The sequence below is a fragment of the Shewanella sp. SM71 genome (genome assembly GCF_025653905.1).
Classification (GTDB): domain Bacteria; phylum Pseudomonadota; class Gammaproteobacteria; order Enterobacterales; family Shewanellaceae; genus Shewanella; species Shewanella oncorhynchi.
In genome coordinates, this window is the sequence record NZ_JAKKRW010000001.1 from 289,524 (window position 1) to 306,561 (window position 17,038).

Sequence of the window (17,038 nt, forward strand, 5' to 3'; positions counted from 1 at the left end):
GGACTGGCGGCTTCAATTTTGAAGTGACTCATTAATTGATGGCTCAAAACTCATTAATTGATGACTCAAAAGGGTCATGATTTATTTTATCTAAAGGGTCGGTCAGCCCGCAGTGAGTGTGCAAATGACCGCTTTCACGACTGATCATCTATCAGGGTTTAACTATCGCGGAGTGTTTTTAAGTAGCGATATTTAAGGCTTGAGGGCAAAACGTTGCCTTTAAAAATGGTTCAGTTTTTATTATTAAATAAAAACATGGAGTTACATTTTATGGGTTTATATCCAGATGCCGACTTATACCCAGTATCGACTGGGACTGAGTGCTCATTATGACTTGGTTATTATCCGCAGGGATACTGTTCACTTTTACCGCGATTGCGTTTGTGATTTACCGTTGGGGCAATATTCGTTGTATCGGCGTGACGCCTGTGCGTACTTTTACCTTTATCGCGATTCTGTTTACCTCAGGCCTTGATGTTGGCTTGATCATGTTTCCGCTCACCGAGTTTGCGGGTTACGCCAATGTGGCGGCGAGTCCTGAATACGGCTTTAGTAATCCACTGGCGATTGAGTTTGGCTTCTGGGCCTTCTTGATTTGGAGCTTCTACTTTTTAACCTGTTTTTATTTTTGTGTCATCGAGCCTAGGGTGAGATTCTTCGATATTCCTTGGGTTAAGTTCATCAATAATATCGTAATTATTGGCACCTGCGCCTTTACCGCCTATTTGCTATTGAGCAATTTACCTTGGTATTTACCCGAATTAGGCGATGGCGAAACCATAGTCGGTAGCTTCTATTTAATCGTATTTATGGTGATCGCCGCGGCGGTGTATTCCAGCACTAGCATACGTTATGTGCGTATCTTGAGTCTGGCGAGCACCTGGTTATTTTTAGGCCTGATTGCCATCATGTGGGCCAGTGCATTTTTATCGGCTGACTCGAGTGTGGGTGAGTTCTTTACGACCTTCGCCATGTTAGGTGACTACTTCGGCAATATTCAATATTTTGTGTTACCCATCAATGACTACCATGAGTTTTATCTGTTCTGGTGGTTTGCGTGGAGCATTATGATCGGTCAATTTACCTCGCGCTTTGTCGGCGGCATGAAAACCTATCAAGTGCTGTTGGCCATGATGGTGTTTCCGTCTATCCCCATCGCGATTTGGTTCACTGTACTTTATTACTACAGCGCCAATGGCTTAGATACCTCGGGCTTCTATAATCTGGCGATGGTGATTGTGGGAATTACCTTTGTAATTAATTCACTCGACTCACTGGTGCGCCTGTATACCGATAATCTTAATTTGACCATTGAGCGGTTAGGCAAGCTTAAATATGTCAGTTTTAACTTAGTCTTGCTCTGCAGTCTGACATTACTTTTTCAATTAGACTTTCTTCAAATTCAATGGGTTGGTGCAATCGCACTGGGCCTGATCTTTAGCTGTTTTGGTTACATCATGATGACGCAATTGCAAACTGTTCGTGCCATTGAGCGCTCGCCAAAAGAGAACAAAATCGACTTTACTAAAATTGAGCTAGCCAACTAATGGAAAAATTAATAATGAAATCAAAATGTTTTTATCTTGTCGCTGGAGGGTTGTTATTGGTGTCAACAGCGGCCAATGCCGGATTATCGGCCACTGTGACGGCGACGTCGGATTACACTTTTAACGGTGTCAGCCAAACTGACAGCGGCCCAGCGCTGCAAGGCAATTTGGATTATGGTTTTGATTCGGGATGGTATGTGGGTGGCTTTACCTCGAACGTCGACTTTGGGGGGAACGACAGCACTTGGTTGGAACTCGATGCCTATGCGGGTAAGTTTTATCAGCTCAATGAGCAACTGAGTTTCGATGTCGGACTGGCTTATTACACTTACCACGGCGAGTCGTTTTCCGATGAGTACAACTATCCTGAGCTGTATAGCAAGTTAGGGTATGATAGTTCACTGGGTCACTCTGAGGCTAAGTTGACCTATACATGGGATTACTTTGGTTTGGGTGGTGAGCATTACACTATGTTGCTTGGCCATACTGTCAGTGTCGCTGAAGGGCATAATATTCGCTTTAGTGTCGATCGCTCGACATCACTTGATAAGGATAAATGGTCATGGGATGGTGGCAAATCTTTTAATCATTTCCGTATCGCCTATCTGACCAGTTGGAGTGGCTTTGATTTCAGTCTTGCTGCCGAAGATACTAGCATGAACTTAGATACCAGTGACGAGCGTCTAGTGTTGTCGGTATCGCGTCAATTCATGTTGTAACCTCAGGGATTTTGCCTTAAAAGCGCCTCCCGTGGGTGAGTTCAGTCGCGCTTTCTGGTAAGGTGCACTCGTTGCTTAGAATGGGGAGAATGAAAAGAACGATGGAAAAGTACGAACAACTGCTTATTTCGCTGCGCCGAGTGATACGCGCTATCGACATTCATTCTCGCCAGCTGAACAAACACTCAGGTTTAACTGGGCCGCAATTGATGGTGATGCAGAAAATCGCCCAATTGGATGCGCCATTGGCTAAAACCGTGGCGGAAGAAATTACGCTCAGCCCTGCGACTGTAACGACCATTATCGATCGACTCGAGGGCCGTGGTTTAGTGATCCGTCTGCGCAGTGAGACTGACAAACGTAAGGTGCATTTATATCTTAGCGATGCGGGACGAGCGCTGTTACAGGACTCTCCTAAACCGTTACAGGATCATTTTATTAAGCGTTATCAGAATCTTGAAGAATGGGAGCAGAGTCAATTGCTCTCAGCCGTTGAGCGTATCGCGACTATGATGGACGCCGATAAAATTGATGCGGCGCCTATGCTCTTGGTGGGGAAGATCCAAGGGGATGAGTAATCGTTTAGCTCATGCTTTAAATTGATTAGACGTTAAAATCGATTAGATTTTAAAATGAAAAAGCACTGAATCTTCAGTGCTTTTTTGCTTTTAGTTAGATGTCGTTTAGCTGTGCGTCTTTTAGATGCTTAAGCAGCAGGGCAGCTTGTTTTAGCAACAGAGTTAATCAGGATTTCTTGCACTGGCGTATTAGCAAAACCACCGCTGTTTTTTGTCGGTACTATGCTGATTTGATCCGCCACATCCATGCCGTCGACCACTTTGCCAAACACGGCATAACCATAATTACTCGCAGACGCATCCAAATGTGGATTATCTAACACATTGATAAAGAACTGTGATGTTGCAGAGTTAGGATCATCCGTGCGAGCCATGGAGATAGTGCCACGTTTGTTGCTAATACCGACAGCGGCTTCATTCTTGATGGGGGCATCGCCTGGTTTGCTTTTGAGCCCAGTGGTAAAACCGCCGCCTTGGATCATAAAGTTATTAACGGTTCTATGGAATAAGGTGCCGTTATAGAATGACTTATCAACATACTGCTTAAAGTTTTTACCTGTGATTGGCATGTTAGTTAAGTCAATGGCAAGTGTGATATCGCCTTTCGTGGTTTTCATTAAATAACATACATCCGCAGCTAAGGCTGGCGGAGTGGGATCGGGCGTCGGTGGCGTCGGCGTTAAATCACCATCTGTACTTCCTTCACAACCCGTCAAGGCAATGCAGCCGACAAATAGTAATCCTGATAACTTCTTCATTTCATATCCTTATTCTCAATCATCATTGGGGAGTTTTTGCTTTAGCATTCCATGGGAGCGAGCCACTGGCGTATATGCGAGGGCATATCAGGCTCCATGAATGTAATGTTGTTATTATGTTTCTATGCTGTAGCGAGACGAGATGTTGACAGAGGAGAGATAGGCTGTTCAAGTTATAAAACGCAATTGATACAAAGTGTTGCACTGATGTCTGTGGTTAATATGTCACCTGACGTATTTGTTAGTATTAGTCTGAACGCAATGACATAAAAATGACTTACGCTTGTCATGTTATTTCTACCCATTTGCTCTTCACTTATTGCATGCTTTAGGAGCCATGCTTGCCCTCTTGCTGAACGCATGCCCCAATTTAGTGCATTCCACTCTTTATATCCTGATAGCTACTGAGCGCCAACTTAACTGAGTGCTTCTAGTAAGTTACTGATTTTTTGAAAAAGTTTTTTGTTATTTCTCTGAAATATTTATGTCATCTTCTTGTTACTTTTCGTTGGCATGGTTACTGTATATCTAAAGCTATGGATGAGCGGTCGCGGGGGCGACAAAATATGGGGCTGGAAAAGTTGCTGTATTTGCGGGGAGTTGGAGCAGAATTTACTGATTGTTTTGGCCAAAATATCCATATTTCCGAGGTAGACAGGCAAGGTATCTTGACCTGTATGTTACAGGAAAAAAACAGCGTGGCAGGGACTGCCATTGATGCTCCTGCTACAGAAGCGTTATCGAGTGATGCTGGGCTGACCTGTGTCGATACGGTATTGACCGAAGCACTGATCGCGTCGCAAATTGATTTACTGGATGCCCGTCCTTGGACTCAGGTGCTACCTGAATTCCATTGGTGTTTTGTGGATGAACCTTGGATAAGCCTTTGTTTACCGGAAACCTACACCTCAGATCTGAGTGTGGCGATTGAATGCGAACAGGGTGAGTCTATTGTATTCGATGTGCCTTTCTCGGCGCTTAAGTCCATTGGCGATTACCGCATTGAACAAACGCTTTATCTACACTATCGCCTTGATCTTACGCAACTGGGATTCGCACGCCTCGATTTAGCTGAGGCCAAGACCCAAGCTTACCCTGACAACTTAATGCCCGCCGATACTGAGGCGGTGAATTTAGCGTCCTATTTCCTGAGCAGCCAAGAGTTCACTAACAACCCTGCATTTACAAAAAACCAAGACTCATTTGCGCATGCAGCCGACAAAAATGCGAGTGATTTATCTATGTTAGGTTTGGGCTTTCATCGCATAGCCTTAAGCTTAAAACATGCCCTATCGACAAGTACACAAGCGCCAAGCTTGGCGCTAGAGAGCTGTGTGACGGCTGAAGCTGATACCAGCACTTTGTTTTCTGGCACCTTAATGGTGGCGCCGCGGGCCGCCTACCAAGGCGTACTCACGGCTGTCGCCCAAGGTAAACGCCATAAACCTTGGGGGATCAGCGTTCAACTCTACAGTTTGCGCAGCGAGAGCCAATGGGGCATTGGCGATTTTGGTGATTTAGAACAACTGATCGGGCTGGTGGCGGCGCAAGGCGCGGATTTTATTCAACTCAATCCCTTGCATGCCCTCGATATCGCAGCGCCAGAGCATCCGAGTCCTTATAGTCCGTGCGATCGCCGCAGACTTAATCCTCTTTATATTCAATTACAAAGCGTTCCTGAATACCAAGTTCTTGCCACTGAATTTTCAAGCGCTTCTTGGGTAGAGGCTATCGCCTTACTGAATCGTGATAATTGGCTCGATTATCCTAAAGTGAGCGAGCTGAAATACCGTGCCTTTGAGCAGTTATATCGCGTTTTTTGTGATACGCATCTGGCGAACGACACGCCCAGAGCGCAAAGATTCCATGAGTTTGTGCGTGAGCAGGGCTGTGCGCTACAAGAGTTTGCTCAAGCGGAATATTTGCGTAGTCCTAAAGCGTTTGTGCAAGAGGAAGGTTTCTATCTTTACCTGCAATTTGTGGCTGAAAAGCAGTTACACCTCTGTCAGCTAAAAGCTAAAGAGGTTGGGATGGGGCTGGGATTGATCCGTGATTTGGCCGTCGGTGCAGCGCTGCAGGGCAGTGAAGTACAGGCTAATGCCGAGCAGTTTTGTTTGAATGCCAGCATAGGTGCACCGCCCGATCCCTTTGCACCCCAAGGACAAAATTGGGGCTTAACGCCACTCGATCCTGTGAAGTTAAAACAACATAATTTCAGCCATTTTATCGCCTTGATCCGCGCCAATATGGAAAGCTGTGGCGCCTTGCGTATCGATCATGTGATGGGCTTACTGCGACTCTGGTGGTGGCCGCTGGATAAGCAACTCGGTCATGGTGCCTATGTGTATTATTCCGTCGAAACCTTGCTTGCCATCGTTTGCCTTGAGAGCCAACGTGCTCGCTGTGTGGTGATTGGCGAAGATTTAGGACTGGTGCCACCTGACATTATTCATCGTCTCTACACTTCTGGCATTTATTCCAACGAGTTGTTCTATTTCTGCAAAGACCATCAAGGCTTTAAATCACCGGATCAATATAAGTCCCAAAGCTTAATGATGCTGGCGAACCACGATGTGCCGACTTTAGTCGCTTGGTGGTGTGGCAGTGATTTACACCTGCGTCGACAGTTATCCCTGTTTGAAACTGACGAGCAGCTAGGCGAGGCGCTTGCTGGGCGTGAACATGAAAAGCAGCAACTCATTTCACTGTTAGTCTCTCAAGGTCTGTTAGCCGAGGCGGTGATAGCCGAACTCGATATTCAAACCTTGCTCACGGCTTGGATGACCCTAGGAGCTCGCGGTAATAGTGCGCTATACAGCGTGCAACTGTGCGATTTATTAGCCGATCGCCATGCGGTGAATATTCCCGGTACTTGGCTCGAATATCCAAATTGGCAGCGTCGCCTGCCGCTGAATTTAACGCAAGTATCTACTTCGCCAGAGATACTGCAGCGATTACAAAATATCGCTGTGGCGAGACAGCTACCGAGCTAAATCTAGCACTAGCGAAAGGCTGCCTATGTCGCACCACATTATGCCATCCCTAAAGATGAGATTATTAGGGGGGTGTTATGTGGGTAAAGAGTGCCAATTTGCAAGTTTAATTGACTGATAAACGGAAGAAAAATGATGACTCAAGCCAATGCCTATTTCTACGATGGTGCCGACGTCGCCCTACTTAATGGTCAATACACTGATGTTTTTTCGCTCTTGGGTATGCACAGTGCCAACGAGGGTAAGGCATTAATTGTTCGTTGTTTTTTTCGCAATGCCCTCAGTGTGGATGTGATCAGTATTAAAGATGGCCGCAAAGTGGCGAGTCTGGACAAGCTCAACGAGCAGGGACTGTTCGCCGGCACTCTGGGACGACGCGTCAAGCCGTTTCTCTACTTGCTACGGGTGGAATATCCCCTGTGTCAGTTAGATATAGTCGACCCTTATCAGTTTGATTCATTGCTCAATAGTGATGATATTTACCTGTTTGGTGAAGGCAGCGCCGAGCGCGCCTATGAATTTTTGGGGGCCAACTGGCGTCAAACCCAAGGCGTCGAAGGCGTGCATTTTTGTGTGTGGGCACCTAATGCTAAGCGGGTTTCTGTGGTGGGAGACTTTAACCATTGGGATGATACTCGCCATGTGATGCGCCAACATATTGCCAATGGTTTATGGGAGCTATTTTTACCCAATGTGGCTGAGGGTGCACACTATAAGTTTGATTTGGTTTATCAAAATGGTGAGCGCCATACTAAATCCGATCCTATGGCAACCCAAATGGAATGCGCGCCCCACAATGCATCTATCGTGCCCCAAAAAGCCCACCATAGCTGGAATGATACCGCTTGGATGAGTAAGCGCGCGGCGACAGCTTGGCATAAAGCGCCCATGTCGGCCTACGAAGTGCACTTAGGTTCGTGGCGTCGTAAGGGAGAGCAAGGCGAGCAATATCTTGATTATCAAGACTTGATTGAACAGCTTATTCCCTATGTGAAGGAGCAAGGCTTTACCCATATCGAACTGATGCCGATCAGCGAGTTTCCCTTTGATGGTTCGTGGGGATATCAGCCTGTGGGTCTTTATGCGCCGACCCACAGATTTGGCGATGCCAATGGGTTAAAGGCCTTTGTGGATGCCTGCCATCAGGCGGGAATTGGTATCATCCTCGATTGGGTGTCGGCGCATTTTCCTAAGGATCCCCACGGCTTAGTGCGTTTCGATGGCACTTGTTTGTATGAGCATGAAGATCCTCGCAAGGGCACACATCCAGATTGGGATACCCTGATTTATAACTATGACCGCGGTGAAGTGCGCAGCTTCTTGTTGAGTAATGCCTGTTACTGGCTGCGGGAATTTCACTTTGATGGCCTGCGTCTCGATGCCGTGTCTTCTATGTTGTACCTCGATTACAGCCGCGAGCCGGGCCAATGGCTACCGAATGCCTATGGTGGACGGGAGAATCTCGAGGCTATCAGTTTCTTACAAATTTTGAATCAACGCTTGTACCAAGCTTTCCCCGGCATTTGCATGATTGCCGAAGAGTCCACCGCTTTTGCGGGGGTGACTAAGCCGACGGATCAGCAAGGTCTTGGCTTTGGTTTTAAGTGGAATATGGGCTGGATGAACGACAGCTTAAGCTACTTAGGCCGTGACCCGCTTTACCGCCAATTCCACCATCATCAATTGACCTTCAGTTTGATGTACGCCTATACCGAGCAATTTATGCTGTCCGTGAGTCACGATGAAGTGGTCCATGGTAAGGGCTCGTTGCTGCATAAGATTCCCGGTGATGATTGGCAGAAATTTGCAACTCTGCGTGCCTATTACGGTTTTATGTGGGGGCATCCCGGTAAGAAATTACTCTTTATGGGCTGCGAGTTTGGTCAGCGAAATGAGTGGAACCATAACCAGAGTTTAGATTGGCACTTATTGGCTTACGAGCCGCACCAAGGCGTCCAGCGTTGGCTTAAAGATCTCAATCACTTATATCAAAAAATGCCAGCCTTATCGGTTCAGGATTACGAGGGCGCAGGATTTAGTTGGCTAGATTGTGAGAATAGCCGCGACAGCATCTTTACCTTTGTGCGTTACGGGTTAGTGGGTGATGCGCCGTTAGTGTTTGTCATCAACATGACGCCCCAATTACATACTGGGTTCCGTATTGGTTTGCCCTTGGCAGGGGATTACCGCGAATATCTTAATAGCGATAGCCAGATTTATGGTGGCAGTAATCAAGGTAATGCGGGCACTGTGGTTGCTGAGTCGCTACCGTGGCAGGGAATGGCGCAGAGCGCGCTGATCACTGTGCCACCCTTGGGCTGTCTAGTCATAGGGCCTGCGTTAACCGGATTGGCTGAGGCGAACTAGCATGCAAAAGCCCACGGCTGATGATATTAAGCTCGACCCTGACGCTAAAAACCACCCATTTCAAAGCGAAAAATGGGCGTTAGGGGTAGGTGAGCCTTTTCCGCTCGGTGCTAATGTTGAGGGCGATGGTGTCAACTTTGCGTTATTTTCAGCTAACGCCACAGCGGTCGAGTTATGTTTATTTGATGACAATGGCGAGCAAGAAGTCGCGCGTATTGCGTTAACTGAACAAACCCAGCAAATCTGGCATGTGTTTGTGCAAGGGCTTAAGGCGGGGCAACTCTACGGTTATCGCGTTTATGGCTCCTATGAGCCTCAGCTTGGTCACAGATTTAACCCCAATAAATTATTGCTCGACCCCTATGCGCGCCAGCTTGTCGGTGAATATCGCGACCATGAGTCTAACTATGGTTACGAGCTGAACCACATGGATGAAGACTTATCTTTCAGCAAGTTAGATAACGCTGCCTATGTGCCAAAATGCAAGGTCGTGGACATTCGTCCATTAATCGAGATAGCTGCCAAGCAGTCGATTCAGCCCCTTGCGTCGAGGTTTCAGCCCAAACCCCTAGAGCGCAGCATCATTTATGAGATGCATGTTAAAGGCTTTACGGCGGCGCATCCGGAGATTGAACCCCATAAACGTGCCACCTTTGCGGGTTTAGCGACTCAGCCGGCTATCGATTATTTGGCCGAACTTGGGGTGACGTGTGTCGAGTTACTTCCTGTACAGGCCTTTTTCACTGAGCCATTTTTGCTCGAGAAAAAGCTCACTAACTATTGGGGTTACAACAGTATCGGCTTTTTTGCCCCTGAGCCGAGTTATCTGTCATCCGACGATATTGGTGAGTTTCGGGCCATGGTGGATGCACTTCACGGGGCAGGTATCGAAGTGATCCTCGATGTGGTCTATAACCACAGCGCAGAGGGGAGTCGCCTTGGGCCTACCTTTAGTTTTCGTGGCATAGATAATCTCAGTTACTACCGCCTGCATCCTAACGATAAGCGTTTTTATATTAATGATACGGGTTGCGGAAACACCTTAAATATCAATCATCCACGCATGTTACAGCTCGTACTAGATTCGCTGCGTTATTGGGTAGAAATCATGGGTGTCGATGGGTTTCGCTTCGACTTAGCGGCTTGCTTAGGTCGCGAAGCCTATGGTTTTGATCCCGGCTCAGGTTTCTTCGATGCGCTGTTGCAAGACCCTGTTTTGTGCCGAGTGAAATTAATTGCTGAGCCTTGGGATATCGGCCCTGGTGGTTATCAATTGGGCAATTTCCCCGTGGCTTTTAGCGAATGGAACGACAGATATAGAGACACTATGCGCCGCTTTTGGCGCGGCGATCACAGCATGTTGCCCGAATTTGCTCGGCGTTTTCACGGCTCGGGGGATTTTTTTGAACACAGTGGCCGTCCACCAGCGACTAGTCTTAATTTTTTAACCAGTCACGACGGTTTTACCCTTAAAGACTTAGTGAGTTATACCCAGCGCCATAACTTGGCAAATGGGGAGGATAACCGCGATGGTCACCAAGAAAACTTTAGCCATCATTATGGGATTGAAGGGGAAACCGAAGATAGCTCAATTCTGGCACTTCGCAGTCGTCAACAACGTAACTTATTGACTACGCTATTTTTATCTCAAGGTGTGCCTATGTTGTTGAGCGGTGATGAGACGGGCCGCACTCAGCAAGGCAACAATAATGCCTATTGCCAAGACAATGAACTGAACTGGTTTGATTGGTCGGCAAAGGGCATGGACACTGAGCTGTTGGCCTTTACTCAACAGCTTATTGCCCTGCGGAAACGTTTCCCGCTGTTATGTGCTAAGCGCTTCATTCACGAACAGTTATTGGCTGAATCCTTAGCCGATATTGGTACTCGATTAGATTGGTTTAGTCGCCAAGGTGAACAAATGACCAAGAGCTTGTGGACCGAATCTATGTGCCGCAGTTTGTCTGTGGTGCTTTCCGGTGATTTAGAAGATCAAGGCAAGCAGCAAGCTTTGCTGTTGATGGTTAATGCCGACGACAATCCTCTCGCTTTTACCCTGCCGACTTTCGAGCACTTGAGTCCGTGGCAATGCCTTATTCATACCCAAACTGAGCCGCTGGATGTTCAGATCTCTGCGACGCGATACTTACTGCAAGATCGTAGTCTCATGCTTTTTCATGCTGATTTTATAGGAAATGAAGGAATTAACTATGAGTGACAAAAGCGAGCTGAGCCCCAATACCAGCGAAAAACCAGTAACACTAGCTCAGTCAAAAGCAGCGAGCAAGAAGGCGCCCGCTAAGCGTCAGACTAAGTCTAAAGCCGCTGAGCCTTGTGAACCCTGCGATGCTTTGCCCGCTTCCTTTGAGCGCCATTTACGTTATGGACTCAGCCGTGGCGAAGGCGTGAGCTGCGAATTATTTCAAGCGTTAGCTTACAGCGTGAAAGAACAGATGCTAGATAATTGGCGTCAGACCCGAGTGGATGACAGCCATTTTAAGCGCAAGCAAGTGGCGTATTTATCCCTTGAATTTTTGATGGGCCGAGCACTAGGTAATGCACTACTGAGTTTAGATTTGCAACAAGATAGCCGTAATGCCTTGAGCAACTATGCCGTATCGCTAGAAGAGTTAGAAGAGGCCGAACATGATGCGGGTTTAGGTAACGGCGGTTTAGGTCGATTAGCCGCGTGTTTCCTCGATAGCTGCGCCAGCATGGACTTATCCGTGACCGGCTATGGCATACGTTACGAATATGGCATGTTCGCCCAGAAGATAGTCGACGGTTACCAAGTTGAACGCCCTGACCGTTGGTTGCGCGAAGGTAATCCGTGGGAAGTGCGTGTCCCTACCCACAACGTAATAGTGCCATTTTTTGGTCATACCGAATCCTATGTCGATAAACAAGGCCGTCGGCACATTATTTGGGTTGAAACCCAAGATGTGCTCGCCGTCGCCTATGACATGCCAGTTCCCGGTTATCGCAATGGGCGGGTAAATACCCTGAGATTGTGGAAGGCTGAAGCCACCGATGATTTTGATTTAGCTGAGTTTAACCAAGGCGACTACACGGAAGCGGTGGCCCGTAAAAACTTGGCCGAGCAGATCACTATGGTGCTCTATCCAAATGATGCGAGCGAGAACGGCAAAGAGCTGCGATTACGTCAGCAATACTTTTTATCCTCCGCTAGCTTGCAGGATTTACTCAAACGTTGGGTGAGTCGTCATGGTCATGATTTTACGCAGTTTGCCGCTAAAAATGTCATGCAGTTGAATGACACTCACCCTAGCATTGCCGTGCCTGAGTTGATGCGGTTATTGATCGACGAATACGGTTTGGAATGGGACAGTGCGTGGGCGATTACCAGTCAGACCATGGCTTACACTAACCATACCCTGTTGCCTGAAGCACTAGAGCGTTGGCCCGTGCGTATGATGGCGCAAATGTTGCCACGCATCTTAGAAATCATTTATGAAATCAACGCCCGTTACTTAGATATAGTCGCCCACCATTGGCCTGGAAATAGTGAGAAATTGGCGAGTATGTCAATTATTCAAGATGGCCCACATCCCCATGTACGTATGGCGTATTTGGCGATTGTGGCGAGTTTCTCGGTCAACGGTGTCGCGGGTTTACACACGCAACTACTCAAATCTGGGTTGTTTAAGGATTTCTATGAGTTGTGGCCGCATAAGTTTAATAACCGTACCAATGGTGTGACGCCAAGGCGTTGGCTTGCCCATTGTAACCCTGCCTTAGCTAAGTTACTGACTGCCCATTTAGGTCAAGAATGGGTGACAGACTTAAGCCAGTTAACGGCGCTCAATGCTCTCACACAGGACAATGCGTTTATCCAAAAATGGCGTGATGTGAAGCAAGCCAACAAGGCTTTGCTGGCTAAGATGATTGTTAAGGAATGTGGGGTTGAGTTCGATCCGGCTATGCTGTTTGACGTGCAAGTGAAGCGTATTCACGAATATAAACGTCAGTTACTCAACATATTGCATGTGATTCATCTCTATCATCAGATCCAGCAAGGCCACACCGAAAACATGGTGCCACGTTGTGTATTGATCGGCGGTAAAGCGGCGCCCGGTTACTTTATGGCTAAGTTGATCATCAAACTCGCCAGCAATGTTGCTCATATGGTCAATTCCGATCCTATGGTGACGCCTTACCTACGCTTTGCTTTCTTACCAAACTACAACGTCAGCGCCATGGAAAAAATCTGTCCGGGGACTGACTTGTCCGAGCAAATTTCAACCGCGGGCAAAGAGGCATCGGGCACGGGCAATATGAAGTTCATGATGAACGGCGCCCTGACAATCGGCACTATGGATGGCGCCAATATCGAGATGTTAGAGGAAGTGGGCTCTGAGAACTTCTTCCTGTTTGGACTCAATGCGGAGCAGGTCTCGCAGGTACGTAGTCACTATCATCCGCGCAGTATTATTGATGATTCACCGGCGTTATCTGAGGTGATGAAGTTACTCAAAAGTGGTCACTTCAATCTGCTTGAGCCGGGGATTTTCGATCCCATTATTGCCGCCATCGAAAGTAGCGACGATCAATGGATGACGGCCGCCGACTTTGACAGTTACCGAGTCGTGCAAGAAGCCGTGGCGCGGGCCTATAAAGATCCGCAGGTGTGGACGCAGATGAGTATTCGCAATACCGCCGCCAGTGGACGTTTTTCGAGTGATGTGACGATCGCGGGTTATCGCGATGAAATTTGGAAACTGTAGGGGTTGGGCTCTGGGTTATAAGTCTTGTTATAGCGGATGAGTATATACCCAAACAACCTGAAGATGCAGGACTCGTATCTTCAGGTAGCTTGGGTATAAAGGTTAAGTGTTTGAAAGGAATGCAGCAATCAATGGAAGGAATGGGGAATGCAAGTGAGAAATACTCAGGGGAGTACGGCAGTGTCTGCCGTATCGATAAGCCATTTATGGGCAATCAGTTTGCCGATTTCGGAGTAAGAGCCTATGTCTAATGTTCGTTATATCAGTAATTTAACTCGTGAAACCTATGCGTTGATTTTAGCTGGTGGGCGCGGGTCTCGCTTGCATGAACTCACGGATTGGCGTGCTAAACCTGCACTGTATTTCGGTGGTAAGTTTCGTATTATCGATTTCCCGCTCTCAAATTGTATCAACTCGGGTATTCGTCGTGTCGGGGTTGTGACTCAGTATAAGTCGCATTCTTTGATCCGCCATGTGATGCGCGGTTGGGGCCATTTTAAGAAGGAGCTGGGCGAGTCGGTGGAGATTTTACCCGCTTCACAACGCTATTCGGAAAACTGGTACCAAGGCACGGCCGATGCGGTATTTCAAAATATCGATATCATTCGCCACGAGCTGCCTAAATACGTAATGGTGTTGTCTGGCGATCACGTGTATCGCATGGATTATGCTGGGTTATTAGCCGCCCATGCCGAGTCGGGTGCAGATATGACAGTCTCTTGCCTTGAAGTGCCGATTGCCGAAGCTGCGGGTTCGTTTGGGGTGATGGAAGTCGACGAAGATATGCGCATTTTAGGCTTTGAAGAAAAGCCGCTGCAGCCTAAACATTCTCCGGGTAATCCTGAAATGTGTTTAGCGTCTATGGGCAACTATGTGTTTAACACAGAGTTTTTGTTTGACCAGCTCAAGAAAGATGCCTTAAATGAAAGCTCAGATCGCGATTTTGGTAAGGATATTATTCCTGCGATCATCGAAAAACATAATGTGTTTGCCTATCCCTTTAAGAGTGCTTTCCCAAATGAGCAAGCCTATTGGCGCGATGTGGGTACGCTAGACTCTTTCTGGCAAGCGAATATGGAACTGTTATCGCCCACGCCAGCACTGAATTTGTACGATGCGAAATGGCCAATTTGGACTTTCCAAGAACAATTACCTCCCGCTAAATTTGTGTTTGATGACGATGACAGACGTGGTATGGCGTTGGACTCGATTGTTTCGGGCGGTTGTATTATTTCGGGGGCGACAGTGCGCCGTAGCGTATTGTTTAACGAAGTACGCGTTTGTTCTTATTCGTTGGTTGAAGATTCAGTAGTGCTACCCGATGTAGTCGTGCTGCGCCATTGCAAAATCAAGAATGCGATACTTGACCGTGGCTGCATTATTCCCGAAGGCATGGTGATAGGTTATAACCATGATCACGACAGAGCTAAAGGCTTTAGGGTGTCCGAAAAAGGCGTGACTTTAGTGACCCGTGACATGCTAGGTTTGCCTGTAGGCTATGAATAGTGCTTTGATCATTAAAGTAAATTGATCATTAAAGTAAAAATGGCTTAGGTATAGGCAGCTTAATAAAAGCTGCACAGTTGAAGTAGCGGGAGTATCCAATTAATTGAAACAACGCATTTTGATGGTCGCGGCTGAAAACGGTGCCCTTGCGGGCGCCAAGGTTGGCGGTATGGCGGATGTCATCCGTGATTTACCCGCCGCTTTGGCGGGTGTTGATTTGTGCGCCGATGTGATCATGCCAAGCTATGGCTTTTTGACTGCGGTAGCGAATCAACCCCAAGATCTGGGTGAGTTAACTGTGGCTTTTGGCGGCCGATTGGAGCGGGTGCATGTGTTTGCCATGCCCCATCCCCATGTGCCAGAGGCGATGATTTATCTGCTCGAACATGCATTATGGCAATCCGTACCTGGGCAGATTTATAGCCAAGGCAGCGCCGAGCGTCCTTTCGCCGACGATGCGACTAAGTTTGCTTTCCTTTGTGCGAGCGTCGCGACAGCATTAGTTACTGGCCGAGTGCCTATGCCGACTGTGCTGCATTTACATGACTGGCATGCGGGCTGCTTAGCCATGTTAAGAGCATTCGTGCCTGGGTTCAGTGTTCTCAAAGAAATTGAGTGTGTGTTCTCTATCCACAATCTTGCACTGCAGGGGATACGTCCCTTAAGCCAAGACTCATCCTCCTTTGCGGCTTGGTTTCCCGAGCTGTTTGCCACTTTGACGCAGGGGCAAAAACAGCTGATCACCGATCCCCGTTATCCCTACTGTGTTAACCCTATGCGCATGGGCATAGTGCTGAGCGACAAAGTGCATTTAGTCTCACCCAGTTATGCCAAGGAAGTGTTGCAGCCCTCCAAACCCGAAGCGGGATTTTTTGGTGGTGAAGGGTTAGAGCAAGACTTACAGGCCAAGGCCAATGACGGCAAAGTGGTGGGGATTTTAAATGGCTGTGTGTATTCGTCAGTATCGGATTTACCCGCTAAGCCACCTGCGCGTATTCAAGTACCCGAGTTCAAGCAATTGCTCAGTGCGATTGAAACTGCGTTAGTGCAATGGCAGGGGCATCAAACGCAAGTGAGTGGCGTGGACATGATCGCCTTTGCGCGCACTCAAGCCCATTGGCGTCAAGCAATGGCGGAGCAAGTACCGAGTCTGTTATTGACTTCGGTGGGCCGCTTGACCGATCAAAAAGTCTTACTGCTGCGCCATCAATTGCCCTCGGGTTTATCTGTGCTTGAGACCTTACTTAAAGCATTGAAGCAGACAAAACCGACGGCACTGCTGATTTTACTCGGCAGTGGCGATGCATCGATTGCTAAGTCTTTCCAAGCGTTAGGGGCTAAATACGATAACCTATTATTTTTGCAAGGATACAACGAGGCGTTATCCGAAGCGCTGTATCAGCATGGCGATCTATTTTTGATGCCAAGTTCCTTTGAGCCCTGTGGCATCAGTCAAATGTTGGCCATGCGCGCGGGACAGCCATGTTTAGTGCATAGTGTAGGCGGTTTAAAGGATACCGTTGAGGATGGAATTAATGGTTTTGCTTTTAACGGCAATAGCTTAAATGAGCAAGCCGAAGCGTTTTTGCAAAGGTTGATGCAAGCCATTGCTTGTTTCGAGGGGAAAACATGGCCACAAGTGCGTGCTGCGGCCATGGCACAGCGTTTTGACTGGCATTCTATTGCAGAGCAATATCGTCAACAACTCTATTGCAAAATGTAATGTGGTAAGTCCAAAGTGTGATGCGGCAAAGGGAATTAACGCATGATTTCTAAGTGATTCTGCTACACTTGTGGGGGAATGTTAAAATGGTATCAAGCCCCC

Annotated in this window: 10 protein-coding genes; 9 read left to right on the forward strand and 1 reads right to left on the reverse strand. The window is 47.5% G+C overall.

Annotation, left to right across the window (positions count from 1 at the left end; genetic code table 11):
- Positions 1-329 precede the first annotated feature (329 nt).
- From L5L97_RS01345 to L5L97_RS01355, 3 genes are all read left to right on the forward strand, one after another.
- On the forward strand, positions 330-1,547 hold the full coding sequence (locus L5L97_RS01345; protein WP_263180886.1) for a BCCT family transporter: 1,218 nt from the start codon (positions 330-332) through the stop codon (positions 1,545-1,547).
- 14 nt (positions 1,548-1,561) lie between these two features.
- Positions 1,562-2,266, forward strand: coding sequence for a TorF family putative porin (locus L5L97_RS01350; protein WP_263180888.1), 705 nt, complete (start codon positions 1,562-1,564; stop codon positions 2,264-2,266).
- Positions 2,267-2,367: 101 nt separating this feature from the next.
- Positions 2,368-2,844, forward strand: a complete 477-nt coding sequence (locus L5L97_RS01355) for a MarR family winged helix-turn-helix transcriptional regulator (RefSeq protein WP_006080852.1) — start codon at positions 2,368-2,370, stop codon at positions 2,842-2,844.
- A 128-nt stretch (positions 2,845-2,972) separates the two neighbouring features.
- Here the strand turns inward: L5L97_RS01355 and L5L97_RS01360 are convergent, their stop codons facing one another.
- A complete protein-coding gene (locus L5L97_RS01360) occupies positions 2,973-3,602 on the reverse strand; it encodes a peptidylprolyl isomerase (protein WP_173497052.1) in 630 nt (209 codons plus the stop codon).
- Between the two features lie 566 nt (positions 3,603-4,168).
- Here L5L97_RS01360 and malQ point away from each other — a divergent pair.
- The 6 genes from malQ (at position 4,169) to L5L97_RS01390 (ending at position 16,936) form a co-directional block, all read left to right on the forward strand.
- Positions 4,169-6,595: a 4-alpha-glucanotransferase gene (malQ, locus tag L5L97_RS01365; protein ID WP_263180889.1), complete on the forward strand. Its 2,427-nt coding sequence runs from the start codon at positions 4,169-4,171 to the stop codon at positions 6,593-6,595.
- Between the two features lie 132 nt (positions 6,596-6,727).
- On the forward strand, positions 6,728-8,962 hold the full coding sequence (gene glgB, locus L5L97_RS01370; protein ID WP_263180890.1) for a 1,4-alpha-glucan branching protein GlgB: 2,235 nt from the start codon (positions 6,728-6,730) through the stop codon (positions 8,960-8,962).
- Between the two features lies 1 nt (position 8,963).
- The gene (gene glgX / locus L5L97_RS01375; protein WP_263180893.1) at positions 8,964-11,180 is read left to right on the forward strand and encodes a glycogen debranching protein GlgX; all 2,217 of its coding nucleotides are present in this window, start codon (positions 8,964-8,966) and stop codon (positions 11,178-11,180) included.
- The gene (locus L5L97_RS01380) at positions 11,173-13,707 is read left to right on the forward strand and encodes a glycogen/starch/alpha-glucan phosphorylase (RefSeq protein WP_263180895.1); all 2,535 of its coding nucleotides are present in this window, start codon (positions 11,173-11,175) and stop codon (positions 13,705-13,707) included. Before glgX ends, L5L97_RS01380 begins: the two co-directional genes overlap by 8 nt.
- Before the next feature lie 243 nt (positions 13,708-13,950).
- Positions 13,951-15,213: a glucose-1-phosphate adenylyltransferase gene (gene glgC / locus L5L97_RS01385; RefSeq protein ID WP_263179079.1), complete on the forward strand. Its 1,263-nt coding sequence runs from the start codon at positions 13,951-13,953 to the stop codon at positions 15,211-15,213.
- Positions 15,214-15,316: 103 nt separating this feature from the next.
- Positions 15,317-16,936, forward strand: coding sequence for a glycogen synthase (locus L5L97_RS01390; RefSeq protein ID WP_263180897.1), 1,620 nt, complete (start codon positions 15,317-15,319; stop codon positions 16,934-16,936).
- Positions 16,937-17,038 lie beyond the last annotated feature (102 nt).